Source organism: Vampirovibrio sp., assembly GCF_041737375.1.
Taxonomy (GTDB): domain Bacteria; phylum Cyanobacteriota; class Vampirovibrionia; order Vampirovibrionales; family Vampirovibrionaceae; genus Vampirovibrio.
Genome location: NZ_JBGSRV010000012.1, coordinates 116,581 through 141,218 on the forward strand (window position 1 = coordinate 116,581; position 24,638 = coordinate 141,218).

Sequence of the window (24,638 nt, forward strand, 5' to 3'; positions counted from 1 at the left end):
CTGTGTCCGGCGACAACACGAGCATTGTGATAGTTTGCTGCCCACCGCAGACAACCGCGCACCCCTGCAGATATTTTAACAGCATTGTCGTGGATTTCAATCGCGGACGTAATACTGAAGCATGATAGCCTAAAGTAACGTCGCTTCAAAGTCCGTTAAAATGGTGACATGGGGGTGTCGCTTCAGCCAGGATGCAGGACAATCGGCGCTGGGTGGCGTGTTGGGGTGAAAGGCCTGCCGCAGGATGTTTTTTTTGCTTTCCCCAGTGGCCAGCATTAAGATATGGCGAGCGCTCAGGATGGCCTTCAGGCCCAGCGTAATGGCCTGGGTTGGAAATCCGGGCTTTCCGGCTGCCCCAAAATTACTGAGCTGGGTTTGTTCAGCCAGCGCCACCACCCGAGTGGGGCTGTTGGCCTCAGATCCGGGTTCGTTAAAGGCAATGTGTCCGTTCTGTCCAATGCCCAAAATCACCAGATCGGGTCCCTCGTTTTGGGTCACCAGCGCTTCATAAGCGGCAGGGCAGTCAAAATACTGCTCCATATAAAACTTTTGGCCGCCCACAAAGTTCCAAAGCGCCTGATGCATAAAGTCCGCAAAGCTTTGATAAGGCGCTTTGGCCTGAGCATTTGGCTTAAGGTACTCATCTAGCTGGAATAACCGGCTTTTTTCCCAGTTAACGTCCGCCATGTTTCGCAAATGGGCGTACATGGGAACGGGTGTTTTGCCGGTGGGAAAAATCAGGGTTGAGTTTGTTTTTTGGCTAAGCTGTTCGGCAATAATGCTGGCGGCCTGTTTGCCAACCGCTTCCGCATCGGGGAGATGTTCCCAGTGGATGCCTTGATTTGTCTCTTTTGCAGTCATACTTGCGTGGGTCAATCCAAGCCCAACCCGCCCAGCAAGGGTAAAGGGTTGTTCCTAAAACAATACACTGCCTTCCATCATAACATTGGATATCGCCCTTTTTGCACGGCTGATTCCAGAATGGCCCTGATCCGCCCTATTACTGGATGGCCCATCGGCAGCCAACAGGATTTGTGTTTAAATAAAGTCCATTGCCCTGCCTGAATATATGATTGCACCATGACTGAGCCAACCACCCCACAAACCCCATCACCTAACACCTTTGAAACAGAAGAGCCCCTGCGTAAGGGGGAGTATTCTCGCCAAGGCGAGTTTCACCGTAATTTAAACCCAAACTGGAGCTATTATCCGGTTTACGTGAATAAAGTGGCCTTGATTGATGAGTTGCTCAGAAAATACGGTTGTCAGTCTGGCAAAACGCTGGATGCGGGTTGTGGCGAAGGCGTTTTGGTGGAAAAATACGCCCAGCAGGGCTGGGATATCAAGGGCGTGGATAAAAATTACGCTTCCGCTTATGTGGAAGAAGGCAGTATTACCCAGCTGCCCTTTGCGGACAATACCTTTGACACGCTGCTTTGTCTGGATGTGCTGGAGCATTTGTATTACAACGACCAGAAGCAGGCCATTAAAGAGATTCGGCGGGTGGTGAAACCGGGTGGCACCCTTTTGTTCTCTTGTCCCAACTTGGCGCACTTTACCAGCCGCTTAAAGCTCATGTTTCGGGGCAAATTGCTCCGTACCGCCTCGGTGGGGCATCATCCCGGCGATCGGCCCATGCTGGAGTACGAAGAATTGTTTGAAAAAGCGGGCTTTCGCATTCAGGAGCGACAAGGCATTTTCCCCACCGTGCCACCTATTTATCGCTTTGTGATGCGTCACCCGGCAAAAAGTGCCGGGCTGTTGCGTTTATTAAGGAAAGTGCCTTTTCCGGTTGGCTGGAATTTTCAGGTGCTATTTGTCTGCAAGCTACAAAAAGAGGTCGCCTCATGATTTTTTTAACCACGCCCTTACCAGATGCCTTTGTGGTTGAGATTGAAAAACTGGAAGATGAGCGCGGTTTTTTCGCCGAGGGCTGGAAGGATGAAGTGGCCGCTGAACATGGCATTCAGGTCACCTTTAACCGTACCAACATTTCTTATAATAAAAAGTCGGGAACCCTGCGCGGTTTGCACAGTCAAATGGCCCCTTTTGAAGAGGCCAAGCTGGTTCGCTGTATTCAGGGCGCCATTTTTGATGTGATTGTGGACATTCGCCCCGATTCGCCCACTTACCTGAAGTGGCATGGCATTGAGCTGACCGCCGACAATCACCGTATGTTGTACATTCCCAAAGGCTTTTTACACGGTTTTCAAACCTTGCTAGCAGACACCACTGTTTTTTATCAGGTTGCCGGACGTTACAAGCCCAACAGCGAAGTGGGTGCCTGTTATAACGATGCGGCATTTGGCATCGACTGGCCCCATTCGCCCCAGCGGGTGCTTTCCCCTAAAGATCAGGCGTGGCCAGCGTTTCCTGTGGTTCCACAGGCAATGGTTCTCTAGCCACACCCGGTTGACATTGCGGGCGCTTTGCAGCCCACCCGATTAGAAAGGACTGAGATACCAATGGCAATGGCTTGGGTATGGCTGATTATTGCCGGACTGCTGGAGATTGGCTGGGCAGTGGGGCTAAAAGCCACCGATGGATGGACCCGGCTGGTGCCCAGCTTGTTGACCGCATTTTGTATGGTCCTGAGCTTGTTTGTGCTTTCCAGGGTGCTAAAAACGTTGCCCATTAGTCTGGCCTATCCGGTGTGGGTGGGTATCGGTTCGGTAGGGGTGGCTTTGGTGGGCATGGGCTGGATGGGAGAGTCCTGCTCTCCTTTTAAGCTGTTTTGCCTTTGCCTGATTGTGGCGGGCATTGTCGGGCTGAAGATGGCCAGTCCTTCTTAAGGCAAGCGCTGATCGGGTGCCCTGTTTGATGATGAGGATGGGTTGCTGAAATCTGGAGAGTTGGTTTTTAAACTTTACTGTGTTAGGATTTCCCCGGAAGTTGAGTTATTTTGTACGGACGCCGGGGTGGAAAGTGGGTTTCCAGGCGGTTAATGGGCATGGCCTGTGGCCATCGCGAAGGGGGATTCGCCAATGTTGTCACGTTCTTTTTTCAGTCATTCTGGTTTGGATAGTGGCGTTTTTGGGTTTAAGGCCGCTCGTGCCAATCCGTCGCCCACCCGAATGTGGACCCGCTCGCCAGAGACGGGGCGCCTGAGCTCCATGGCTGTGGCTCAAGCGGCACCGCAAACACCTCGTGAGCCGGGTTCTTCAGAAGAGGCATCGGATACGATCAGTTTATCGCCCCGGCCTGTTTCAGCCGCTTTGCCTGCCCAGTCGTTGCGGTTAATGCGCCCCTATCGCACTTTAATGTCTTACAATGCTCAAGATTTTTATCAAACCCCTAAAAACAGGCAAATAAAGTCTCAGGCAGCCATTCGTGCGTTGGCTGAGGTGATTGAGAAGGAGAACCCGGATGTGGTGGCCTTGCAGGAAGTGGGGGACAAGGGGATTTTGAACCAGTTCAATATCAGGCATCTCAAGGGGCAGTATCCCAATATCGTGAGTAATCCGGTATGGGCCAAAAGCCAGCACCAGTTGGCCTTTTTAAGCAAGGGCAATATCAAGGTGGTGGAAACCAAAAGTCACTGGAAGGAGTTTTGCAAGCTCTCTCAGGGGGCGGCGGTGCGTGATTTGCTGGAAGCAACCTTTGAGACAGAAACAGGGTATCGCTTTACGGTATTTAACTCTCACTTAAAATCCATGCGGGGCGGGGAAGGAAAAACCGCCCCGGTTCGCTGGAAGGAAGCCAATGCCGCTGCCCAGATTATTCAGCGGCATCTTCAGGATCGCCCGGAAGCCCATGTTTTTATCACCGGGGATTTAAACACGCATTACGACAGCAATGAGGGCAAGCCGGTCATAGAGGCGTTGGAGCGGTTGGGTCAACCAGATGGAGAGCCCTTGTTTACGGAAGTGACGCTGAAGGACAATGCCCAAAAGCCCACCAACCGGGCGTTTGGCTATCCTGATTCCAAGCTGGATTACACCTTTAGTTCAAAAGCCTTAACGCCTTTGATTAAAGCCGCTTATGTGGCGGGCAATTTTGAGGAAGCGCCCTGGCGGGAGGCTTCGGATCATTTACCGCTGGTTACTTTGTTTGAGGAAGGCACGCCGCAGACCCCCCCGAAATCAGCCCGCTCAGATGCGCCGGCTCGCTCTGGCGACAAGCCGCAACATGGAAAACATAACAAAAAACGGAAGCTGGAATTGATCGCCTAGCCCTGTAGGATGTTAAGATGCTGTTCTGATGAAGCGCTCAATTCGCCAATCGGGTCGTTTGCCACCTAAAGGAGCTAAAGCCATGTCCGCAGCCGTCACTGAAATCGAATCCTCCCCAGCCAGCCAGTTGGCGCGAACGATTGACCATACCAAACTCACCTTTGCTGTGGGCGAAGATGAACAGGCGGCCATTCTTCAATTGTGCGAAGAAGCCCGGCAGTATGGCTTTTTTGCGGTGTGCGTTCGTCCCCGGCATGTGGCCTTGTGCAAAAAGCACCTGATGGATACTGCGGTGAAGGTGGCGACTGTTATTGGTTTTCCGCTGGATACCGTAAAGCTGGAAGCCGAGAAAATTCAGCCCACCATTGGTAATTTCCCCATTGCCGATAAAGTGGCGGAAGCTCGTCAAGCGGTGCTGGATGGTGCCGATGAGCTGGATGTGGTCATTCATGTGGCCCAGCTAAAGTCGGATACTCAAACCGGGGCTACCGAAGTGGTTCGCCAGGAGTTAAAGGCCATTCAGGAGGCTGCTTCCGGCAAGCCCATTAAAGTGATTATTGAAACCGATCTGTTGTCAGACGCTGAAATTATGCAAATTAGCCATTGGTGCGCCGAATTGCGGGTGTTAATGGTCAAAACCTGCACGGGTATGGTAGAAGGCGGCCAGGGCGCTACGGTGAAAGTGGTCAGCCTGATTCAGTCCACTTTGCGTAAAACCAATCCCAAAACCAAAATTAAGGCCAGTGGCGGCATTAAAAGCCAGGAGCAGGCCCAAAGCCTGTTAAAAGCCGGGGCCGTTCGCTTGGGCACCAGCTCCGGGTTGGCCATTGTGCAAGGCTCATCCGCCGAAAATGCGGTTGATTACTAATCAAATCGCGCTATTTAATGTGCTTGGCCAATAGCTGTATCAGGCGCTGACAATCTTTCTCTTTCAGTGTGTGGGCTACGCCTTCCATTTTTTCAAAGGCGATTTTAGCATGCCCATTCTTCTGGAGCGTTTGGGTCATGGCTTCCGCGTCTTTGTAATTCAGCTCCTGATCGGCGGTACCACTAAGCACCAGTGTTTTTAACCCGGTGGCTTTTTCCAGATTGCTGGCGGTATCCAGATCCGCCTTCATGCGCTTGGTATCAAAACAGTAATCCAAGCCGTTTAAGACCCATTTTTCATTTAAAAGCCCCAGTTTATTTTTGGCAATTTGTTTTTTCTGGTGCTTCACCCCGTCACTCAGTTTGGGAAAGCTGTTGATCAGTACCACCGCTTTGGGCTTTTTTCCTTCAAATTCGTTATTTTTATTGTCGTGAATGGCGGCGGCCAGATGAGAGGTAATATGGGTGCCTAAGGAATAGCCCATTAAAATTTGTCTTTCCAAAGGCACTTCTTTGATTCTTTCGCTTAAATACTTGCTGACTTCCCGGCAGGATTGATAACAGTTTTCCAGTGAAACTTTGCCCGTGCTGTTGCCAAAGCCGGGGTAATCGTAGGCCAAAATGCCGTAACCCTCATCGCTGAAGGCTTTTAAATAATGTTTAAGGTGGCTGATGTTACTGTGGCGGCCATGGCTGAATAAAATGGTAGGCTTGTCGCTGTCTTTGGGGGCTGGAATATGCCAGGCGGCAATATTGACGCGTTTGTTGCTCCCGTTTTTCATGGGGATTTTATATTCAATAATTTTATCGGCCAGCGCGTCGTTTTCCAGCAGTTCCAGAGAGCAACTTTTAATGGGGGCGTAAAAAGTTTGGCGCTCAATAAAGTTATACACAAACTTTGGCATGGGTATTATAAAGGTGCTCATCAGGGCCATTCGGCAACCAATGCTAACCAGGGTGTTAAGGGCCTCTTCCACCAGTCGGTAGGACTTCCAGGCGGCTTCCTTAAAATGAAACCAGGCTTTTTCTGCGAAAGGGCGGGTTTTTTTGAGGGTAGATGTTTCTTTTCCCGATGGCAGGGTGCCTTCCTGCTGTCCAAAGTGGATAGGGCTTGAATGTAAAGGGGCAATTGAATGGTGTTGGTTCGCTGTAAAGCAATCTTGGCGGGCTTGGGGTGTAAGCGCCTTCATCGTAAGGGTTGCCATGTGCTGCGGCACGGCAGAAGAGGCGGGAAAAGGTTTATGGGCGTTGTTGCTGAACGAATGAACCATCAGGAAACCCACGGCAGTTTATGGGTGGTGAATCTATACAAAGAAACAAGGAACCCGCCAATTTGGTGCCAGCATGAAGGGCCTGTTGGTTACAAAACTTTATTTTAAAAAAGAGGTCAGGAAAGCCTGACCTCTTGAGAATGTTTAGAACTTTGAATGTTTAATAACGATGAGCGTTTATTGAAACCGAACGGGCAGTTCGTTTTCGCCCACCATGTTCAAATAGTTGCGAGCCAGTTCCTCAATGCCGGAAGCGGAGGAATAGATGCGGATTTTATCATTCAGGCTGCGGTTTTCCAGTTGAGTATGATTGAAAAACTGCTGAACTGAAGTTTTGCTACTGGCCAAGTGAGACAAATTAAAACCATCGCTGATTAAAGCACGGGTGCATTGAATCAGACCAAATACCAAAGCAGCGTTTACCGCCAGGTATAAAAAATATTCCGCCCGAGTTGTTCTTTTTTTGTATTGCGATTTTTTGACAGGTTGCCGTTTTAACTGCCGCTCTGTAACCGGCTGCAACTCGGGATAGGCAACTTCTGTATACGCAATTTTACGCTTGGTATAAGCCATACTCACCCTGGTAACTCTTTAACTGCCTCTAAACATTCAAATAAAGCCCGACAAACCATCATTCAAATAGTTAAATGATTTTCAACTAGGCTGCTGTGATCCACGCCTGATAATTATAGCAGAGAAAGGGGTTCTGCATACTGGAATTTTTCCAGCGTGCCTTTAAATACCCTTTGCTTGAATGAGCAAGCAAGCGGCTCAACGCTTTCAGGATTGTAAATTCGTATAAAGCGCTACCGCAAAAGAAAATAGTTTGAACAGAGGAGGGTGTGAAAGATCGATCATTGATTGGGATGAGAACAACCTGTTTGGATGCGCCCTGTTGTGTGCGTTAAGGTATGCTATATTGATGGAGTACCCTTATAGAATCCGGTACGCTGGGCGTTATGAGTTATAAAAAACTGCCTGTTTCCATCAACGTTTTTCCATCGCTGGATTACGTGGAACTGGTCCAATTTGACGAAAAATCTGGCGAGATTGAAAAGGCATCCGCTTTGCCTTGCCAGTTTGATACGGCCTCTCGGCAAATGAGTGACCGGGATCTCATGCTGCAAACCATTCGTGATTTGTACAACATGAATCGAATTCCATTTAGTACGCCTTCGGTTTTGGTACTGCCCAGCTTTTTTACCCGCGAAATTGACTTGCCCACCGAATTTAGCAAAGAAGAGCTTCGTTTTGCCCTGGTTTCCGAGGCTGAGCGATTTTACTTTTTCAAAAAAGCAGAGCCTCAGATTGGCTGGATTAACCTGAGTGAGGATCGTCTGCTGTACTCGGCTTTTCCCAAGACCGAGATTGAAAAATACATGAAAGTGTTCCAGGAGCTACAGATACCGCTACTGGGCATTGAATTAAGTTACCTCAGCATTTTGCGTGGATTAATCGCCACTGGCGCTGTGTCTCATGAAATTGACAACGCGGAACCCTGGGCGTTACTGGTCATTAGCGATTATTCCTTTTTTGTTTCCATTCAACGGGGCCTCAAAATTATCAAAACGGCCGATGCCCCTTTATCGGTTACCGAGGAGGAGGATGAACAGGCCACTTTGCTGGATATTGTTCAGGATTTTGAGGCCTTTACCGATCGGGAAACGTTTGCCAAGTTAATTGTGGTCAACAACGCCAATCGAATTAACAGCGATGATTTATTGCGCCAATTGGGATTTCCCGGCAGCCTGACCCAGATTGATCAAAACGCTTTAACCCTTAAGTCCCGTGGGGCGTCTGAGGCGCCTTTTCCTTGCTCTCTGGAAGGTCTGGGCGGGGTGTTTTACAAGCAATATGCCGATGTGCCGGGTATTAATTTTCAGCTGGAAACGGCTGATGATTTGGTTAGTTTACTGAATTACCGGCAGCAGGCTTTTAAGTGGTTGCTGGTTTCTAATGGTGTGGTTTTTGTATTGAGTCTGCTGATTTGGGGAGCCATGTCCCTGATGTTGTGGCAGAAGGATCAGGAACGAGAAGCCATTAACCATGAACTGACTGCCCTGGGTGAAGGGGTGGATACTTTAAAAATGGATGGGGTTAATCGCAAGAAATTTATTAAAAAAGCAGTGGATTTAAACGTGCAGGCCAACAATTTTTTGGTGAAGCTGGGGGCTTCCATAGAACCGAATGTATGGCTGGAAGAAATACAGATTGATTTAACCGATATGGAAAAGCCTCCGGTTATTGCGCTGGACGGTAAGGCCATGTCGTTGTCCAGCATTAACGGGCTTTTAACCCCGTTGAACGCCATTGTGGAAGGGGCCAACCTTCAAGTGTCTAGCGCCGCTCCAGCCACCTCGGATGATGGACAGGCTTACTTCACCTGGTCTATACAAAATCAGGAAGCCGTTCCCGCAGCTGGTACTCCACCAGCGTCTGGCGGTTAATGATGGAAATGCCTGAAAACGCCGCTGTTTGGAAAAGTCATTTAATAACGGGCTTTCGGGCTGCGCTGGATTTTAAGGTGATGGGCCTGTTGTTTCTCAATGTGTTTATTCTTTATATGGGAACTTGGGACACCGTGATTCGCCCTGGTTTAGAACAAATGCAGGGTAGAGATGTGGCCCTGGAGGGCCAGAAAAAAATCTTGCTGGAAAAGCAAGGTTTGCAAAATCAGTATAAAAATTTGGAGCAACAGCTAAAAACGTTGAGTACAGAGCTGATTTCGGTTCCCGAGGGGAATTCCGCCACGGTGATTTCGGTAACGGAAGCGGCGGAATTGCTGGAGGTGGCCAAAGGCCGCCTTCGGGATGTGGCTATTCTGCCACCCTTGTTGCCGCCTCATGACCAGCGCTCGAATGTGACCTTGACCTTTGTTACCGGCGGCACCGTCGATCTGTTGACTTCGGGGCAGCCCATTGATGCCACTAAAGCAGCCTCAACGCCCGCATTGGCTGCTGAGGCTTCTCTTCCTGCGGCGGCCAGCGCTCCGGGCGGAATGCCTGCTCCCGCTGAACCTGTCGTTTCTGGTGGGCCACCCACCGCGGCTGCGGCCCCCGTACAGATTGGTTCGGCCACCTTACCGGTGGAAAAGTATGATTACGATTTAAAAGTGACAGGCACTTATCCGGCTTTAATGGATGTGCTGAATGAATTGATCATTCGCAAAAAACTCATTCGTATCAACAAGGTTGCCATTACCCGCCCGGCAACCCCGGAGCCCCAGCCGGATGCCAAAGACTTTCCCGATTTTCCGGTCAAGCTGGAAATGGTGATTTCATTGTCCATATTTCTCTATGCGCCCGTTGCCTCATAGCGACCGCAGGCTGAAGGTCCTGTTGTGCGGGTATGGGCATTTGGGACTGGCTATTTTGCAAGGGTTGCTGGCTTGCTCAGAACTTTGCGAGGTGGTGGCGGTTTACCGGTGGACTGCCAGACCTGGCGGACAAGCGTTTTGGGAGCCCATAGAGGATGATTTTAAAGCCCTGGTGGCTCAGGCGGGCTTGCTGGATTTGGACTGTCCGGGCATGAACAGCTTTGAATTTATACGCATTTTGCAGGATCTGAAGCCCGATGTGGTGCTGGTGGGGTCTTGGGGAGAAATTCTGAAGGCGCATATTTTGAACCTTCCTGATGTGATTCTGGTCAATTGTCACCCCTCGTTATTACCGGCGCATCGGGGGGCTAACCCATACGCTTCCGTCCTTTTACAGCAGGAATCGCAAACCGGGGTTACCTTCCACCGTATGGCCCCTCAAATCGATGCCGGTGCCATTCTGTTGCAGCGTGTGGTTCCTCTCAGCGATGAAGACCATGGCGATTCGGTACGGGCCAAGTGCGTACTTGCGGCGGGTGAGATGGTGGCGGAACTGTTGCTGGGCTTACGTAACCATGTGCTATTGGGTCATCCCTTAATAGAAAGAGAGCAGGATCACAGTCAAAAAAGCTATTACGGCCAATTAAAGCAAGAGGCGGGTTTGCTGGACTGGCATAAAAGCCCGGCGGCGCTTTCTCGTCAAATTCGTGCCATTTACCCATGGGTCATTGGTTATTCTTTTCTGGAGGGCAAGCGGGCGGTGCTTTTTTATGGCAATCGCTTTATGCCTTGTGATCCCGCCCTGACTCAAGGCAAGCTGCCCGGCACCATTTTGAGTTTTAACGCCACTAGCGGGTTTCAAATTGTTTTAAGCGATCCCGGTTGGGTGATGCTGGTGGATGTTTACCAGATTGCGGCCACCGCCCAATTGTTTTTGCCCGCCTGGGCCTGCAAGTGGTTGGCGCCTTTTTTATTGCGTCCGGGCAAGCGGTTTTTTACCCCTGCCGATCCCGGCTGAAGGGTCCTGCTTTCAACCGGATGGGCTGCGTAACAAAACGATCCACACGAGAGCGTCCTGAACGCTTTTGGGGTATAATTGGCCCACCCACGAATGGAAGGTTAGTTAGAGTACCATTCGATTGAGGCAAACCCCGTTTAGCGCCCGTTCTCAGCTTGGGTGATGAAGCCCTGCTGGCAGTTAACAGGAAAGGCAGATACCTTGAGTTCTCAGCAACAGATTTTCGGAGACGGCAAGATCGTTCCCATTAGCATTCGGGATGAAATGCGCCGTTCTTATATTGATTACGCCATGAGCGTTATTGTGGGCAGGGCGCTGCCTGATGTTCGGGATGGCCTGAAGCCGGTTCACCGTCGTGTGCTTTACGCCATGCACGAAATGGGCCTTGCCCCGGAGAAGTCCTTTAAAAAGTGCGCCAAGGTGGTGGGCGAAGTGCTGGGTAAATATCACCCTCACGGCGACACTTCTGTTTATGACGCTTTGGTGCGCTTGGCTCAGGATTTTTCCAGCCGCTATCCGTTGGTAAACGGTCACGGTAACTTTGGCAGTATTGAAGGAGATAACCCCGCTGCTATGCGGTATACGGAATGTAAGCTGACCCATATCGCCACCACCATGCTGGAAGATATTGAGCAAGACACCGTGAACTTTGTGCCCAACTACGATGGTTCCGAAGAAGAGCCCTCTGTGTTGCCGTGCCGCTTGCCCATGCTGTTATTGAACGGCTCTAGCGGTATTGCGGTGGGGATGGCCACCAACATTCCGCCCTTCAACATGAGCGAAGTGGTGGAGGGGGTGTTGGCCCTCATTGATCAGCCGCACTTAACCCCCGATGACATGATGCAATATATTAAAGGCCCCGATTTCCCTACTGGCGCAAACATTGTGGGCTTCGCAGGTATTCGGGATGCTTTCCGCACCGGTCGTGGCAGCGTGGTGATGCGGGCAGTGGCTTCCATAGAACAAATTCCAGGCGGCGGCGGTCGTCAGGAACGCACCGCCATTATCATTACCGAAACACCGTTTCAGGTGAATATTAGCAACCTGATTGAAAAAATGGCGGATCTGGTTCGGGATAAAAAACTGGAAGGCATCAGCGACCTGCGGAACGAATCCGATCGGGATGGCATGCGTTTGGTCATTGAGCTCAAGCGGGACGCCAAGCCCGATGTGGTGTTGCGCAACATGTACAAGCACACCCAGTTGCAAACCACCTTTGGGGTTAACATGCTGGCTCTGGTTAAAAATCAGCCCCGCCTGCTCAACATTGTGGATGTGCTGAGCGAGTTTATCGAGCACCGGGTAGAAGTGATTGTTCGCCGTACCCAGTTTTTGCTGAACAAGGCTGAAGCGCGGGCGCATATTTTAGCCGGTTTGATGATTGCCATTGGCGATATGGATAACATCATCAAGCACATTCGCTCTGCCAATTCCACGGAAGAGGCCCGTGAAAAACTGACCACCAATTACAGTTTGGATGAAGCGCAAGCCAACGCCATTCTGGAAATGCAGCTGCGTCGTTTAACCGGCCTGGAGCGGGAGAAGATCAACGGCGAGCATTCCGAGCTGATGGTTAAAATTGCCGAGTACAACATTATTTTGGCGAATCGGAGCCGTGTGCTGGAAATTATTAAGGTTGAACTGCTGGAAGTGAAGGAAAAATACGGCGATGTCCGTAAAACCACCATCATTCCTGATGAAAACGACGCCTTTAGCATTGAGGAATTAACCCCCAACGATGCGATGGCCGTGTTCATTACCAAACAGGGCTACATCAAGCGCATCGCCCTGGATACCTTCCAGCGTCAGAGCCGTGCCACCCGTGGCAAAGGGGCCATTAAAACCCGTGATGAGGATGATGTCACCCACTTCTTTACCGCGGGCATGCACAGCAAAGTGCTGTTCTTTACCAGCAAGGGTCGGGCTTATGGCTTAAAAGTGTATGACTTGCCAGAAAGCGGTCGCACCGCCAAAGGCTTGGCCATTATCAACCTGCTGGCGCTGGAGCAAGATGAAACGGTCACCGCCGTCCTGCCAGTCACGGACTTCTCTTCCGGCCAGTACCTGATTATGCTGACCAAGCAGGGCTGGATTAAGAAAACCGAGTTGACCAACTTTGACAGCATCCGCCGCAACGGCATTATTGCCATCGGGCTGGAAGACAATGATTATCTGGGTTGGGTCATGTCCACCACGGATGATGATGACCTGTTGATCGGCACCAGTCTGGGTATGGCCATTCGCTTCTCGGTGAAGGATCTGCGTCCGCTGGGCCGAACCGCTCGTGGCGTGACCGCCATGAAGATGCGGGCGGGCGATGAGATTGTGGACTTCAGTACCTTGGCCAACAACGATCACACTGCCGATGTGCTGATTATTACCAACGATGGTTTCGGTAAACGAACCAACGTGGCCGAATTCCGCTCCCAGAACCGGGGTGGTATCGGTTTAATCTCCACCAAGTTCAAAAATGCCAAAAGTCGGGTCACCAACACTTGTATCGTCAGTGAAGACGATGAGTTGATGGTGGTGAGCGCCAACGGAGTTGTGGTCAGGCTGCGGGCCGGGGAAATTTCCCGCCAAAGCCGTATGGCCACCGGGGTGCGTATGCAAAATCTGGATGAGAACGATTGCGTGGCGTCAGTCACCAAAATTGTTCCAATGGATGATGAAGAAGCCCTGCTGGCCGGTGAACTATCCGCCCTTGAGGGTGGTGGAGACTCCTCCGCACCGCCTATCGAATAAGAAACGGCTCTTTTCTCAACATTCAAGAAGCCTCCGGTTCGCCGGGGGCTTTTTGCGATTTGGGACCGCTATTGTTGAAGGGATTTCTGATCTTCTCCAATTTGGATTATGATATGGATGCTTTCCATAACTGACTTGATGCGGGATGTGTTCATGACCAGCGCCATTCACTCCAAACCGGAATTACTGTTACCAGCGGGTAGCCCCGAAAAGCTGAAATACGCGGTGGCCTACGGGGCCGATGCCGTTTATCTGGGCTTGCCAATGGCCAGCTTGCGTACGCCGGGCCGGGGGGAGCAGTTTACGCCACAAAACCTGGGCGGCTATGTGCGTTACGCTCAGGAGCGGGGGGTAAAGGCTTATGTCACCATTAATATTTTTCCGTCCAATCACGATTTAAAACGCATTATTCCCCATTTGGAGTTGCTGGAAAGCATTCGCCCGGATGCCATTATTTTTACCGATCCCGGTGTGTTTCGGCTGGCTAGCAAATACGCCCCCTCGGTGCCGCTGCATTTAAGCACTCAGGCCAATACCTTAAACGTAGAAGCCTGCGCTTTTTGGCAGGATTTGGGTGTGGAGCGGGTTATTTTGGCCCGTGAAGTCCCTTACCGCGAAATTGTGGAAATCCACGACAAGCTGCCCGATTTACAGCTGGAATGCTTTATTCATGGCTCTTTATGCGTGGCTTATTCCGGTCGTTGCGTGATTAGTGATTATTTGACGGACAACACTAAAAATTCCAACAAAGGCATGTGCGGCAACAGTTGCCGTTGGGAATTTGAAGCCCCCAAGCCCCATGAGGGATTGGGAGAGGCGGCGCCCGCCGCTTCCTGTGGCTGTGAGCCTCCCGCTGATGCGGAAACCGGCATGAAATCCTTGCAAATGGTGGAAGCCATGCGCCCCGACAATATTTATACCTTTGAGGAAGATGACAAAGGCTCTTACATGCTGAACTCCAAGGACTTGTGTCTGGTTCGGCACTTGCGAGAGCTTCAGGATGCCGGAATTGTCTCCTTTAAAGTAGAAGGCCGCACCAAAAGTGTTTACTATGTGGCCACCGCCGGACGCATTTACCGGGAAGCCATTGATTATTTCCAGCAACATTTAACCGCGCCCGAAGAGTTGACCAACCGCTGGGTGGCGGAATTATCGCAGGCCGGAAATCGTGGGTTTACGGAAGGCTTTTTTGAGGGGCGTCCTAGTAAAAGCGCTTACAATTATCAGGATTCCAGAAGTCATCAAACCGCCATGTTTTTAGGCACCGTGTTGCCGGATGAAAACGGGATTTCCCTGACTGATAGCGGCTTGCGGATTAAAGCCCGTAACCCGTTTGGGGTGGGAGATCAACTGGACTGGATCACCCCCAACGGAAGTGTTTCCTTTCCTTTAAAAGAGTTATATGATCAACAGGGTTTCCCGGTTCGGGAAGCGCAGACCAATCATGTGGTCACCATTCCGGTACCCGAAGCGTTGCGAGGGGATGAAGCCGGGTTGGCCTGGTCTGTCATCAGAGGCAAGGAGTTTGCAGGCGTTGTTTCTTAAACCTTCTTTAATTGTTCAGGATATTACCACCATTGATCGGGCCGCCCTGAAGGCTCAGGGCATCCGGGGCTTTATTTTTGATTTGGACAATACCATTATGGCCCCCCATACCGGGGCTTTAGAAGAGCGCATTGAAACCTGGCTGGTGCTGTTGCAGGCCGAAGGGTTCAAGTGTTTGGTGTTATCCAACAACAAAAAAGCGGAATACTGCCAACTGGCCGAAAAAGTGCTGAATATTCCGGTGCTGAGCCATGCGGCCAAACCCCGTCGGGCCATGTTTCGCAAGGCCTTGGAAATGATTGGCCTGAGCGCGCGTGAAGTGGCCATGGTGGGCGATCGTCCGCTCACTGATATTTGGGTGGGTCAGCGCATGGGTGCTTATACCATTTTGGTGGATCCCCTCATTAAGTTGCAGGAGCGTCGCTTGTTTAAAGTGCTACGCGGATTGGAGCGTCTGTTTGTACAAGGCGGATAATACCCAGCCTTTAACGGTGATGGGGTTAATGTCGGGCACCTCGGTGGATGGGGTGGATGCCTGTTTGGCCCGGTTGAGCTGGCAGAGCGGAAAACTGCATCATGACATTCTGGCCACGCACAGTGTGCCCATGCCTGCTGATTTGCGGGAGCGCTTGTTGCGTTGCATGGCGGAAAAATCGATCCAACTGGAAGAATTTTGCCGCCTGAATGTGGCGGTGGGTCAGTTATTTGCCGATACCGCCTTCGGGTTGATGCAGGCCCACAATATTTCAGCCTCTCAAATTGATTGCATTGGTTCTCATGGGCAAACGCTGTATCACTGGCCGCCCACCCAACCCGGCATGTTGGGTGGTACCCTGCAAATTGGGGAGCCTTCTTTGATTGCCGAAAAAACCGGCGTGTTGACCATTGCCGATTTTCGCCCCCGTGATATGGCCGCCGGGGGCCAAGGGGCGCCATTGGTGTGTTTCGCCGATCAGCTTTTGTTTCAGGATGACACGGTTGGGCGTTGCGTTCAAAACATTGGGGGCATTGCCAATGTAACGGTGGTGCCATCGCATGCCCATTTAAAAGAACACGATGTCCCCCTGATGGCCTTTGATACCGGTCCGGGCAACATGTTGATGGATGCCGCCGTTGATCATTTTTATCAAAAATCGTATGATCCGGATGGAGCCATTGCTGCCAGTGGCACGGTGAACGAGCCATTACTTCAGCACTTGATGGCCCATGCCTATTTGAGCCAGCAGCCGCCCAAAACCACGGGCCGAGAGTTGTTTGGGCTGCCCTGTTTTCAGGAACTGTTGCTGGGCTTTCCCAATATTCCGCCTGCCGACTGGCTGGCCACCCTTAACCGTTTTACCGCTGCCAGTATCGTGGATGCCTATCAGCGTTTTGTGTTTCCGGTGTATCCGGTTTCAGAAGTGATTGTGGGCGGGGGCGGATCGTTGAATCCGGTTTTGCTTAATAACCTCCGGGATTTGTTCGCTCAACATGCTCATGCCATTTCGGTTAAAACCCATGCGGATTTTGGCATTCCCGATCAGTATAAAGAAGCGCTGGCGTTTGCCATTTTGGCCTGGGCCAGTTTGCTGAACCGGGCCAATAATTTGCCCGCCTGCACCGGGGCCAGTCATGCGGTAGTAATGGGCAAGCACGTTCGCTAAAAAGCCGCAAATAAAAAAGCGCTTAAACGGCTTCTAATGGCAAAAGGCGTGGTCCTTTTTTACTGTGTCGGGCTTTCTGAAAATCAATCCAAACCCCTAAAATACTGGCCAGCGGAAATGACAGAAAAATACCCGAAAAGCCCATGATTTGAATGCAGGCCAAAAAGGTGAGAATAAACAGAATGGGGTGAATCTCAAACTTTTTGCTCACCAGCTTGGGCCACAGCCAATAAGATTTCAACAGGTAAAACGATCCGGCCACCAGCAAAACAGGCAAAATATGCAGGGGAGAGCCACTCATTTCCACCACCACAATAATGGGTAATAAGCCTAGCCATGGACCAATCACCGGCAAAATGGAAACGCAGCCCAGCACCACCCCCAACAGCAGGGCGTATTTAACCCCAATAATCAGCAACACGCAGTACATTAACCCGCCTGATAAAAAGCTCATCAGCACCTGGCCTTTAATGATGGTGTAAAACTGATTGTGCAAGCGGGTTAAAAATTGATTGGCAAATGCCCCGTGGCGTGAGGGCATTAGGTTAATCATGCCTCGCCTCAGGGTTTGTCCATCGTGCAGCAAGTAAAAAACCAGTACCAGTGTGGTTAAAATATAAACCACGCTGCTTAAGGTGGTGGCCCCAACATCCAGCACGTAACGCCCTAGTTTGGTGGCGTACCCTTTAGAAATAGAGGCCAGTTTTTGCATAACCAACGATCGGGTGGCCGATACCAGTCGTGCTTTGGGATTTTGGCTCAGCGCTTTTGTGGACAAAATGGTTTGCTGATGGCGGATGTTTTGGGTGGAACCTGCCGCATTGGCCGTTGTTTTTTCAACTCGACTGGCGCTGGCCTTAAAGTGGTTGGTTGTTGCGGTTCCCAAATTTGGGGCGCCATGGACTTTGCCCAGATGGGTGGGTAAATCCTTGGCAAATTCTTTCACCTGAATGGAAACAGGCACCACGATGCGAATGGCCGCAAAAATAAACAACCCGATGCACAGCAGGTACACCGTAACGATCGCCAGCATGCGCCGTAGCCCGGATGACACGTTCCACTGCCGGGGAAACACTTTTCCCAAAAAGTATTCCAGCCCGTTGACCGGACCCAGTAGCAGGTAGGTCACAATCAGGGAGGCGGCCAGCATGGCCATAATGGAAGGCAGAAATTCGGTTAAGGTTAAAGCGCCGTACAGCAAAATCATCAAGCAAATCAAAAACAGGTTGAGCCGGGTGAGTGGTGAAACAATCTGTTTGGCCTCAGGCGGGGTCGGGTTTAGGTTCGACATAAGGACCTCCTCCTGCTGAAACGTTTTCGGGGGGCGATGTTAAGTGGTTTTCTTTTTGCAGCAATAATCGCCAAATGACATTAATGGCGCTGGCCAAGGGCAGGGCCAGCAGTACACCCAGCAATCCCGCCACCTGAGCGCAAATGAGCAGGGCCAGCAAAATAACCATGGGGTGCAGTCCCATGACATCTCCCACCACTTTGGGGGCCAGAATATTATCTTTAATGGTTTGATAGGCATAAGAGCAAGCCCATACATACAGGGCCACCACCGGATCCATGTTCAGCAAAATAACGGTGAGCCCAATCACAATACCAACCCAGGTGCCTACCACCGGCAGTAATTCGGCAAGGGCAAAAATACAGCCCAGCAAAAAGGCGTAAGGCACATGAAAAATGGAGTAGATCAGGAACATGTAAAAGCCGGTTAGAATGCCCAGCAGCACTTGCCCCTTAATGAAGGCGAACATAACCTGATGAAAGGTTTCCAGCAGGTAAGTGGCGGTTGGCCGACTGGCACGGGGAAGCAGCCGCAGTGTTTCTCCTTTGAGTCGGTGGGCGTCAATTAAAAAGTAAAAAATCAGTATCATTCCGGCTAAAAAGTAAACCAGCCCATTCACGGTGCCAGCCGCTACCGAAATGAGATTGGGTATGGCCGATGCAAACAGGTTTTCCAGCTGGGTAATGCCGCTTTGGATCACGGTTTGCTGAATCACTTCTTTTTCTTCGGCGGAAACCGGCTTGCCGGATTGTTGGTGGTAACGCACCGTGCCTTGTTGTTCGGCCTGTGTGATGTCCTGCTGGAAAACATCTCTTAAGGTGCCTTGGCCAATGTTGCTGTCTATCCAGTCCATGGCGGTATCGGCGGCATCTACCGCTTGTATGCCCATTTTGTGGCCCAAATCTCCCAGCTGATTGCCCAAAAGTGGTAAAAAGCGAATGCTGCCCACGGTTAATCCGATAAACACCACCGCGTAAACCACCAAAACCGCTAAAATACGGGGGTTGGCCTCTGGAGAGTATCGGGTGACAGCTTGATAGGGTCTGAACTGATGGCCCCATTTTGAAACCGCTTCAATGCCTTGTTCCATTAAATTGACGGGCCCTACCAGGATGTAGGTGATGATTAAAACGCAGCCCAACAAGGCGGTTAGGGCATAGAAATAGTGAATTAAAATGCCCGCAGCCGCCAACATCAGCAAAGTGCTGGTAATACTCAGCATGAGCCGGACGGTTTTTTCCGGAATCAATGGCTGGCTGGATTCAGTCCCTCTTATCATGTCCCTATTATACGGGGTGAGGCCCTAAATCGTAGCGTTTGAACGGATGGGTATTTTTCCCATGATTTTTTGTCATGCGTTTGGAGGAATTTTAGACCCCTTGAGCCTGTTCTTGCCGGAATGCCGCCATAAATTCGATACAATAACAAAGTAGCCATTGTTCTGAGTTTGAATTCAAATTCAGGCTTTTGCTGTTTTCAGGAAAAGTGAGTGAAGCCCATACGGGTTGAGATTAAACCCTTGAAGCAAGTTGTCAGGCCCTATCTGGATTTGGCCTATTTGAAATTTGGCTTATCTGGATTTGGAAAGAGGAGCGAGACCCGTACATGATTCTTGAGGAACTGCTGGGACAGGTTTTTGAGCGTGGGGCAAGCGATCTCCACCTTTCCACGGGTTTACCGCCCGTACTTAGAATTGATGGCAATCTGGTGCGTACCGAGCATCCTCCGTTGTCTAAAGAAGATTGCCAGCGGCTGATTTTTGGCATGCTGACCAACGAGCAGAGACGGGTGCTGGAGCAGAACTGGGACCTGGATTGTTCTTATGGCGTCTCCGGGTTGGGACGGTTCCGGGTGAACGTGTATAAGGATAAAGGCTCTTATGCTGCCGCCCTGCGAACCATTCGGGCGGATGTGCCAACGTTTGATCAGCTCAATTTACCGGCGGTGGTTAAGGATATCGCTGAGCGGCCCAAGGGTTTGGTTTTGGTGACTGGCCCCACCGGCTCCGGTAAATCCACCACGCTGGCGGCCATGATTGATCATGTCAACAGTACCAAGTCTCATCATATTTTGACCATTGAAGATCCGGTTGAATTTTTGCATACCTCCAAGCGTTGCGTCATTCACCAGCGAGAGTTGGGGCAGGATACCCGCAGTTTTGATAACGCCCTGAGGGCTGCCTTGCGGGAAGATCCCGATGTGATTCTGGTGGGTGAAATGCGGGATCTGGAAACCATTCGGCTGGCTTTAACCGCTGCGGAAACCGGCCACTTGGTTATGGGCACCCTGCACACTTCCAGCGCCATGCAAACCGTGGATCGGATTGTAGATGTATTTCCCCCGGAGCAGCAGCCGCAAATTCGGGTGCAATTATCGAACAGTTTGGTGGCGGTCTTGTCTCAGGCCTTGCTGCCCAGGCTGAACGAGCTGAAGGAAAAATCGGGCCGGGTGATGGCCCTGGAAATTATGACCATTACCCCGGCTATCGCCAACCTGATTCGGGAAGGAAAAACTGCCCAGATTTACTCATCTATCCAGACCGGTGCCCAGTACAACATGCAAACCATGGAAACTTCTCTTAAAGAGTTGTATCAACGTGGGGTGGTCACTTTTGAGGATGCCTTGTCCAAAACCACTCGCCCGGAAGACTTTAAGCGGCTGGTGAGTGGTGGCGGGGCCAGCCATTAGTTTGCGCGGTTAAAACCTGTTTGATTTGGCGCTTTTTTTAGCGGGTTGTGGCCAGCTTGTTGTGAATGCTGGCAAATTTGGCCGCTGACACTGGGCTACAATAGTATTGATTGGTGTGTGTAACGCTGAAATCGGGATCAGGATTTTTTATGTATTTAATGCTGTCAGAGTATCTGGATCATTTATCGTGTGAGCGGGGCTATGCGGCCAACACGCTGGAAGCTTACGAGCGGGATATTCTGGAGTTCCTGCGCTACCACGAAAATCGTCAGGTTAAGCTCTACCAGATTTCACGGCGGGAAGTTAGCCGCTATTTGGGGGAATTGCGAACTAAAAACAACGCCACCACCTCCATTTTAAGAAAAATCAGCAGCGTTAAAGGCTTTTACGAATGGCTTCAGGAAAAAGGCACCTTGCGGGATAATCCCTTAAGCCTGCTGGAGTTGCCAAAACGCCGAAAAATATTGCCCAAAGTGCTTAGTGTGTCTGAGGTGAGCCGCTTGCTGAATTGTGATCAGTTGTGCAGGCAAGATAAAGTGATTGTCGAACTGCTTTACGCTTGTGGCTTGCGGGTATCGGAGCTGGCCAGCTTGCCAGTAAAAGCGGTTGATCTGGATGGCGGCTATATTCGAGTTCTAGGCAAGGGCGGTAAAGAGCGTTTGATTCCGCTGGGAGCGGTATCGGTGGCGGTGGTGCGTGAGTACCTGTCTGAAACCGGCTTGCAAGGCGATGATCCGCTTTTGGTGGGCTTTGGTGGCAAGGGCGGCTTGTTTAAAACCCCGCTGAACCGCCGGGAAATTTGGCAACGGGTGCGGGATATGAAACATATCATTGGGCGAGAGGTGTCTCCGCATACCTTTAGGCACAGTTTTGCCACCCATTTGCTGGAAAACGGGGCCGATTTGCGGGTGGTGCAGGAGCTGCTGGGCCATAGCGATATTTCGACGACTCAAATTTATACTCAAATCAGCAAGCGCCACGTTAAAATGGCCCACCGTAACGTGTTTGATACCTTGCATACTGAATCTGACAATTAAGCCAGGTTTTTGGGGCGGTAAGCACCGCTAAAACCCGCTTTAAAAAGGGTGTGTTGAGCGGATGGCTGGAATGGTGGCATGAAAAGCGTTCTTGTTTCTGCTTAAATAAGTATTGATAAAGTAACAGGGTTATCCAAGCCCTTTTTCAATTTGCTATTCCGCAGCCGCAAGGTTGGTCACCATGTCCTCTGTTCATCCCACACTGGTCAATAACCCCTCCAATCACGATCGCTTTAAGCGGTTTCGATCGGTTTACACCAATGCGGAAACCCGGAGCGATATAGAGGACTCCCCCAAAGCCCCTGCCAGACTTGCGCAGCAAGGGGGGAATGAGCCATTTTATGCGGGCTATTATAACTACTATTTGTCTGCCGCCCAGAACCCGTTGGTGGTTCAAAATGTGAATAACGCCGCTAGTCAGCTCGTTTCGGAAAGCGTTGTGCAAATGGTGCCATCCTGGACGGAACTTGTGCGGATGGGGATTCGCAGCGCGCAGGAGCAGTGGATTTCCCGGCGGCCTTCCATTTTTGGCAAGCCGGATAAAGGCAACACCACCGCATTCAAGGGGGATGAAGTGGTACGGCGTTTTTGTCGCTGGGCATAAAGGGCCAGCGGAGTGGGCCGTTTTCTGTTTGGATACCCCGCCCCTTTATTCTGGGGGGCAAATTCAGTACACTGGACATATTCGGCCAAAATGCCTGAATTTAAGGGGGTGTTTGTTGGGCCGACGATCAAAAAACAGGGAACCCAGGAGAGTCAGGCCGCGTTATGACCATTGAGAGCATGGAAACCCGTTCGCAAACCCGAATTGAGACTTATATCCCGCTGTATCGCAAGTACCGGCCTCAGTTGTTTGCCGACTTGGTGGGTCAGGAGGCTATTTCTCAAACCCTGGGCAACGCCATTGCTTTAAATAAAGTTGCCCATGCCTATTTGTTTTGCGGCCCTCGGGGCACCGGCAAAACCTCTACCGCCCGCATCTTCGCCAAATCGCTGAACTGTGAACAGGGACCCACTGCTTCGCCCTGCTTGCAATGCGCCTCCTGCACCGGCATTGCCCAAGGCAACGCTTTGGACGTGATTGAATTTGACGCGGCCAGTAACAACGGGGTGGGCGATGCCCGTGAGCTGATTGAAAATTGCCAGTACAGTTCCATGACCGGTCGTTTCAAGGTTTATATTATTGATGAGGTGCATATGCTCACCTCGCAGGCCTTTAATGCCCTGCTAAAAACCCTGGAAGAGCCTCCGGCCAACGTTATTTTTATTTTCGCCACCACCGAAGCCCACAAGGTGCTGCCTACCATCATTAGCCGGTGTCAGCGTTTTGATTTTAATCGCATTACCACCGAAAACATTGTGGGGCGCTTGCGCTATATCGCCCAGCAGGAAGCCATTGGCATTGACGAGGAAGCCTTGTTGATGATTGGCCGCCATGCCCGTGGCGGTTTAAGAGACGCGGTGGGTTTGCTCGATCAGGTGTCGGTGCTAAGCCGGGCCCAGGCGGATAAGCTGATTGGCCGTCAGGATGTGGCCCTGTTTATTGGCACCCTGGAAGAAGATTTGTTGTTGCGCCTTAGCGGGGCCATTGCCGAGCGTCGGGCCGCCGATTTGCTCAACGAGCTGAACGAGTTGTTGAACCGGGGCATTGAGCCCATTCAGTTGTTGAAAGATTTAACCCTGCATTTTAGAAACCTGTTGTTGGTGCAGGCGGTGGGGGCCAACGCCAATCCCGATTTATTGTCTCTGCCGCCCGATTACTTTAAGCGGCTGGCTGAGCAAAGCGCCCTGTTCCCCGAAATGGAGGAAATCCCCCAGATTATCGGGCGGCTTTCCTTTGTGGAGCGCAATGTTCGCAACAGTTCCCAGCCTCAGCTTTGGCTGGAGGTGGGCTTAATTGAACTGGCCTATCGCCATGACATTCAGTTGGTGAAAGAGTTATCGGAGCGGGTGGCACGACTGGAGCAGCAATTGGCCGGTGCGCCAGTTGTATCCAAACCGCTGTCTGCCACCTCAGCGCCGGTCAAGTCCGCACCAGCAAAACCTCAAGCTTCACCCCCATTGGCTCAACCGCAGGCCCGCCCTTCGGCTCCGGCCATGATGCCACCTCAACCACCGGCGGCCATGGCGGTGCCCAGTGCGCCAGTTGCCACGCCCGCAGTTTCTTCCATGCCGGAACCCGTTGGCAAGGTCATGCAGGCGATGCCCGTTGCTGATTCAGCCAGTTCGCCAGCACCGCCCAGTGGTTCGGTGGAGGCTATTTACGCTCAGGTTTGCGCCGCCATTCCCAGTTTGATGTTCCGCGCCCTCATTCAGCAGCAAACCTTTCCCATTAGTCAGGAAGGCGATTTGCTGGTGGTGGGCTGCGTGGGCGATCCGAATTTCACCACCCTCAAAAAGCCGGAGAAGTTTATTCACCTGCAAAAAGCGGTGGATAAAGCCTTTGGCCGCCCCATGCGGATTGAGGTTACTCTGGAAAAGAAAAAGCCGACCGGCCACGGCGAAGCAACATCGGTCGCTGCTTCAAACGCTGCCTCCAGCCCGCCCGCCCCTGCGCCGGTTATGCCCGTTGCACCGGCAAAGCCTGAAGTGGTTGTGGTTGCTCCCGTGCCAACCGCACCCCCGTTACCGGCCATGGCGGTGGAAAAACCGGCTCCCGCCTTTGGGCCAGCCATGCCGGAAGGCTTTGTGCCAGTGCCTGTGAAGCCTTTAAACCCAAGCTTAAACACTGCCCCTGTTAACAGCGCCCCCCCATCGGCAGACGACATGCCGCCCATGGATATTGATAACCCTCCCCCCGGTCTGGAAGAAGAGGATGAGGAGGAGATGGGCCTGAGCAATCCGGTGGCCATGTCTCGTACCTCACTCAGTATTTCCACTTCTCTGGGCGATCATGAATTGAGCGAAGCCAAAAAACATGCCTTAGAGCTGCTACAGGGGCGAATTCTGGAGTAGGGTTTTGGCGCTTGCGCTGAAGCGCCCCGTTCCCCTGATTTCGGTAACAGGCTACAATGGGGATGGTGTGATGTGGACTTTTAAGCGTTT

General features: G+C 51.4%; 21 protein-coding genes. 16 read left to right on the forward strand and 5 right to left on the reverse strand.

All coding sequences use genetic code 11. From position 1 onward, the window contains the following. Positions 1–129: 129 nt before the first annotated feature. The gene (locus ACEW81_RS09115; RefSeq protein ID WP_373532671.1) at positions 130–861 is read right to left on the reverse strand and encodes a glucosamine-6-phosphate deaminase; all 732 of its coding nucleotides are present in this window, start codon (positions 859–861) and stop codon (positions 130–132) included. 219 nt (positions 862–1,080) lie between these two features. Between ACEW81_RS09115 and ACEW81_RS09120 the strand changes: the two genes are divergently transcribed. From ACEW81_RS09120 to deoC, 5 genes are all read left to right on the forward strand, one after another. After that, a complete protein-coding gene (locus tag ACEW81_RS09120) occupies positions 1,081–1,851 on the forward strand; it encodes a methyltransferase domain-containing protein (protein ID WP_373532672.1) in 771 nt (256 codons plus the stop codon). Beyond that, a complete protein-coding gene (rfbC, locus tag ACEW81_RS09125; protein ID WP_373532673.1) occupies positions 1,848–2,402 on the forward strand; it encodes a dTDP-4-dehydrorhamnose 3,5-epimerase in 555 nt (184 codons plus the stop codon). Before ACEW81_RS09120 ends, rfbC begins: the two co-directional genes overlap by 4 nt. A 69-nt stretch (positions 2,403–2,471) precedes the next feature. Continuing rightward, positions 2,472–2,792, forward strand: coding sequence for a DMT family transporter (locus tag ACEW81_RS09130; protein WP_373532858.1), 321 nt, complete (start codon positions 2,472–2,474; stop codon positions 2,790–2,792). A gap of 192 nt (positions 2,793–2,984) precedes the next feature. Further along, entirely contained in the window at positions 2,985–4,172 is a 1,188-nt protein-coding gene (locus ACEW81_RS09135; RefSeq protein WP_373532674.1) for an endonuclease/exonuclease/phosphatase family protein, read from the forward strand. A gap of 82 nt (positions 4,173–4,254) precedes the next feature. Then, positions 4,255–5,040: a deoxyribose-phosphate aldolase gene (gene deoC / locus ACEW81_RS09140; protein WP_373532675.1), complete on the forward strand. Its 786-nt coding sequence runs from the start codon at positions 4,255–4,257 to the stop codon at positions 5,038–5,040. A gap of 10 nt (positions 5,041–5,050) precedes the next feature. On the opposite strand, the gene ACEW81_RS09145 is transcribed toward deoC, so the two are convergent. Further along, complete coding sequence (locus ACEW81_RS09145) at positions 5,051–6,310, reverse strand: alpha/beta hydrolase (RefSeq protein WP_373532676.1); 1,260 nt, start codon at positions 6,308–6,310, stop codon at positions 5,051–5,053. 177 nt (positions 6,311–6,487) lie between these two features. Then, positions 6,488–6,883 (reverse strand): hypothetical protein, encoded by a 396-nt coding sequence (locus tag ACEW81_RS09150; protein WP_373532677.1) that lies wholly within the window; start codon positions 6,881–6,883, stop codon positions 6,488–6,490. A 386-nt stretch (positions 6,884–7,269) separates the two neighbouring features. Between ACEW81_RS09150 and ACEW81_RS09155 the strand changes: the two genes are divergently transcribed. The 7 genes from ACEW81_RS09155 to ACEW81_RS09185 all read left to right on the forward strand — a co-directional run bounded on the left by ACEW81_RS09155 (position 7,270) and on the right by ACEW81_RS09185 (position 16,577). Beyond that, positions 7,270–8,757, forward strand: a complete 1,488-nt coding sequence (locus tag ACEW81_RS09155; protein WP_373532678.1) for a hypothetical protein — start codon at positions 7,270–7,272, stop codon at positions 8,755–8,757. Further along, a complete protein-coding gene (locus tag ACEW81_RS09160) occupies positions 8,757–9,626 on the forward strand; it encodes a hypothetical protein (protein ID WP_373532679.1) in 870 nt (289 codons plus the stop codon). Before ACEW81_RS09155 ends, ACEW81_RS09160 begins: the two co-directional genes overlap by 1 nt. Beyond that, positions 9,607–10,644 carry a methionyl-tRNA formyltransferase gene (locus ACEW81_RS09165; RefSeq protein WP_373532680.1) on the forward strand — a complete coding sequence of 346 codons (1,038 nt, stop codon included), beginning with the start codon at positions 9,607–9,609 and terminating at the stop codon, positions 10,642–10,644. Before ACEW81_RS09160 ends, ACEW81_RS09165 begins: the two co-directional genes overlap by 20 nt. A gap of 201 nt (positions 10,645–10,845) precedes the next feature. Further along, positions 10,846–13,389 (forward strand): DNA gyrase subunit A, encoded by a 2,544-nt coding sequence (gene gyrA / locus ACEW81_RS09170; protein ID WP_373532681.1) that lies wholly within the window; start codon positions 10,846–10,848, stop codon positions 13,387–13,389. A gap of 117 nt (positions 13,390–13,506) precedes the next feature. After that, the gene (locus ACEW81_RS09175; protein ID WP_373532682.1) at positions 13,507–14,934 is read left to right on the forward strand and encodes a peptidase U32 family protein; all 1,428 of its coding nucleotides are present in this window, start codon (positions 13,507–13,509) and stop codon (positions 14,932–14,934) included. After that, the gene (locus ACEW81_RS09180; RefSeq protein WP_373532683.1) at positions 14,924–15,409 is read left to right on the forward strand and encodes a YqeG family HAD IIIA-type phosphatase; all 486 of its coding nucleotides are present in this window, start codon (positions 14,924–14,926) and stop codon (positions 15,407–15,409) included. The genes ACEW81_RS09175 and ACEW81_RS09180 overlap by 11 nt, the downstream gene beginning before the upstream one ends. Beyond that, positions 15,393–16,577: an anhydro-N-acetylmuramic acid kinase gene (locus tag ACEW81_RS09185; RefSeq protein WP_373532684.1), complete on the forward strand. Its 1,185-nt coding sequence runs from the start codon at positions 15,393–15,395 to the stop codon at positions 16,575–16,577. The genes ACEW81_RS09180 and ACEW81_RS09185 overlap by 17 nt, the downstream gene beginning before the upstream one ends. Before the next feature lie 22 nt (positions 16,578–16,599). Here ACEW81_RS09185 and ACEW81_RS09190 read toward each other — a convergent pair whose 3' ends face one another. Next, positions 16,600–17,868 (reverse strand): AI-2E family transporter, encoded by a 1,269-nt coding sequence (locus tag ACEW81_RS09190; protein WP_373532685.1) that lies wholly within the window; start codon positions 17,866–17,868, stop codon positions 16,600–16,602. After that, the gene (locus tag ACEW81_RS09195) at positions 17,840–19,090 is read right to left on the reverse strand and encodes an AI-2E family transporter (RefSeq protein WP_373532686.1); all 1,251 of its coding nucleotides are present in this window, start codon (positions 19,088–19,090) and stop codon (positions 17,840–17,842) included. Before ACEW81_RS09195 ends, ACEW81_RS09190 begins: the two co-directional genes overlap by 29 nt. 383 nt (positions 19,091–19,473) lie before the next feature. On the opposite strand from ACEW81_RS09195, the gene ACEW81_RS09200 reads away from it, so the two are divergent. The 4 genes from ACEW81_RS09200 (at position 19,474) to dnaX (ending at position 24,548) form a co-directional block, all read left to right on the forward strand. Beyond that, entirely contained in the window at positions 19,474–20,556 is a 1,083-nt protein-coding gene (locus ACEW81_RS09200) for a type IV pilus twitching motility protein PilT (RefSeq protein ID WP_373532687.1), read from the forward strand. A gap of 149 nt (positions 20,557–20,705) precedes the next feature. After that, positions 20,706–21,593 carry a site-specific tyrosine recombinase/integron integrase gene (gene xerA, locus ACEW81_RS09205; protein WP_373532688.1) on the forward strand — a complete coding sequence of 296 codons (888 nt, stop codon included), beginning with the start codon at positions 20,706–20,708 and terminating at the stop codon, positions 21,591–21,593. Between the two features lie 181 nt (positions 21,594–21,774). Then, positions 21,775–22,197 carry a hypothetical protein gene (locus ACEW81_RS09210; RefSeq protein WP_373532689.1) on the forward strand — a complete coding sequence of 141 codons (423 nt, stop codon included), beginning with the start codon at positions 21,775–21,777 and terminating at the stop codon, positions 22,195–22,197. A gap of 164 nt (positions 22,198–22,361) precedes the next feature. Beyond that, positions 22,362–24,548: a DNA polymerase III subunit gamma/tau gene (gene dnaX / locus ACEW81_RS09215; protein ID WP_373532690.1), complete on the forward strand. Its 2,187-nt coding sequence runs from the start codon at positions 22,362–22,364 to the stop codon at positions 24,546–24,548. The last annotated feature ends 90 nt before the right edge of the window (positions 24,549–24,638 follow it).

Coding starts and splice junctions, on each gene's coding strand:
- ACEW81_RS09115 (WP_373532671.1), bottom strand. CDS start 861: ATGACTGCAAAAGAGACAAATCAAGGCATCCACTGGGAACATCTCCCC.
- ACEW81_RS09120 (WP_373532672.1), top strand. CDS start 1,081: ATGACTGAGCCAACCACCCCACAAACCCCATCACCTAACACCTTTGAA.
- rfbC (WP_373532673.1), top strand. CDS start 1,848: ATGATTTTTTTAACCACGCCCTTACCAGATGCCTTTGTGGTTGAGATT.
- ACEW81_RS09130 (WP_373532858.1), top strand. CDS start 2,472: ATGGCTTGGGTATGGCTGATTATTGCCGGACTGCTGGAGATTGGCTGG.
- ACEW81_RS09135 (WP_373532674.1), top strand. CDS start 2,985: ATGTTGTCACGTTCTTTTTTCAGTCATTCTGGTTTGGATAGTGGCGTT.
- deoC (WP_373532675.1), top strand. CDS start 4,255: ATGTCCGCAGCCGTCACTGAAATCGAATCCTCCCCAGCCAGCCAGTTG.
- ACEW81_RS09145 (WP_373532676.1), bottom strand. CDS start 6,310: ATGGTTCATTCGTTCAGCAACAACGCCCATAAACCTTTTCCCGCCTCT.
- ACEW81_RS09150 (WP_373532677.1), bottom strand. CDS start 6,883: ATGGCTTATACCAAGCGTAAAATTGCGTATACAGAAGTTGCCTATCCC.
- ACEW81_RS09155 (WP_373532678.1), top strand. CDS start 7,270: ATGAGTTATAAAAAACTGCCTGTTTCCATCAACGTTTTTCCATCGCTG.
- ACEW81_RS09160 (WP_373532679.1), top strand. CDS start 8,757: ATGATGGAAATGCCTGAAAACGCCGCTGTTTGGAAAAGTCATTTAATA.
- ACEW81_RS09165 (WP_373532680.1), top strand. CDS start 9,607: ATGCGCCCGTTGCCTCATAGCGACCGCAGGCTGAAGGTCCTGTTGTGC.
- ACEW81_RS09175 (WP_373532682.1), top strand. CDS start 13,507: ATGCTTTCCATAACTGACTTGATGCGGGATGTGTTCATGACCAGCGCC.
- ACEW81_RS09190 (WP_373532685.1), bottom strand. CDS start 17,868: ATGTCGAACCTAAACCCGACCCCGCCTGAGGCCAAACAGATTGTTTCA.
- ACEW81_RS09195 (WP_373532686.1), bottom strand. CDS start 19,090: ATGCTGAGTATTACCAGCACTTTGCTGATGTTGGCGGCTGCGGGCATT.
- ACEW81_RS09200 (WP_373532687.1), top strand. CDS start 19,474: ATGATTCTTGAGGAACTGCTGGGACAGGTTTTTGAGCGTGGGGCAAGC.
- xerA (WP_373532688.1), top strand. CDS start 20,706: ATGTATTTAATGCTGTCAGAGTATCTGGATCATTTATCGTGTGAGCGG.
- ACEW81_RS09210 (WP_373532689.1), top strand. CDS start 21,775: ATGTCCTCTGTTCATCCCACACTGGTCAATAACCCCTCCAATCACGAT.
- dnaX (WP_373532690.1), top strand. CDS start 22,362: ATGACCATTGAGAGCATGGAAACCCGTTCGCAAACCCGAATTGAGACT.